The following is a 1,072-nucleotide window of genomic DNA, read 5'->3' on the forward strand; positions in this document are numbered from 1 at the left end:
CGGCGCGCGGTTCGCGATCTTCCCGGGGTCGGGCCTGAAGAAGAAGCGGCCGCAGGCGGTCATGGCGGCCGAGCTGGTCGAGACGAGCCGGCTCTTCGCCCGCACCGTCGCCGCGATCGACCCCGCGTGGGCCGAACCGCTCGCCGGCGACCTGGCCAAGCGCCAGCTGAGCGAGCCGCACTGGTCGAAGACGGCGGGCGCGGCATCCGCCTACGAGAAGGTCACTCTGTTCGGCGTCGAGATCATCCCCCGCCGCCGCGTGCAGCTGGCCCGCTTCGACCGCCCGTTCGCGCGAGAGCTCTTCCTTCGTCATGCACTCGTGGAGGGCGACTGGGACTCCGCTGCGCTCGGCAAGAACCTGACGGCGTTCGAGCGCCGCAACCTCGAACTTCGCCGGCGCCTCGAGAAGGTCGAGGAGCGCGAGCGCCGCCGCGACATCCTCGTGGGCGACGAGGCGGTGTACCGCTTCTACGACGCCCGCATCCCGCGCGACGTGTTCGACGCGCGCTCCTTCGAGGCCTGGTGGCGGGATGCCTCGTCCCGCACGCCGCGACTGCTCGACATGACCGAAGCCGACCTGGTCGACGAGGCATCGCGCGGCGACGCGCGCGACTTCCCGGCGCGGTGGCGCCAGGGCGATCAGGTGCTCTCGCTCGCGTACCGCTTCGAGCCGGGTGCGCCCGACGACGGGGTCACGGCGATCGTGCCGCTCGCACTCCTCGCTCAGCTGCGCCCGGACGGCTTCGACTGGCAGGTGCCGGGGATGCGCGACGAGCTCGTCACGGCGCTCATCCGCTCGCTTCCCAAGGCGATCAGGCGCCATGTCGTGCCGGCGGCGGACTGGGCGGCGACGTTCGCGCAGGACCTCGCCGGACAGGGACCCGAGGCCCGCGACGGCCTCCCTGCGACGAGTCTGCGCGAGGCCCTCGCCGCGCGCATCCGGCGCGTGGCGAGCCAGCAGGTGACGGCGGCGGACTTCGACATGGAGCGCGTCCCCGGCCACCTGCAGCTGTCGTTCCGGGCCGTCGACGAGCGCGGCCGGGCGGTGGGCTCGGATCGCGACCTCGCGGCG

Annotated in this window: 1 protein-coding gene; it reads left to right on the top strand. The window is 73.4% G+C overall.

Annotation, left to right across the window (positions count from 1 at the left end; translation table 11 throughout):
* Positions 1–1,072, top strand: a 1,072-nt coding sequence (locus EIO58_RS18465) for a DUF3418 domain-containing protein (RefSeq protein ID WP_127820610.1), incomplete at both ends; no start/stop codon positions are given.

Source organism: Microbacterium sp. CPCC 204701, from assembly GCF_004010105.1.
GTDB lineage: Bacteria > Actinomycetota > Actinomycetes > Actinomycetales > Microbacteriaceae > Microbacterium.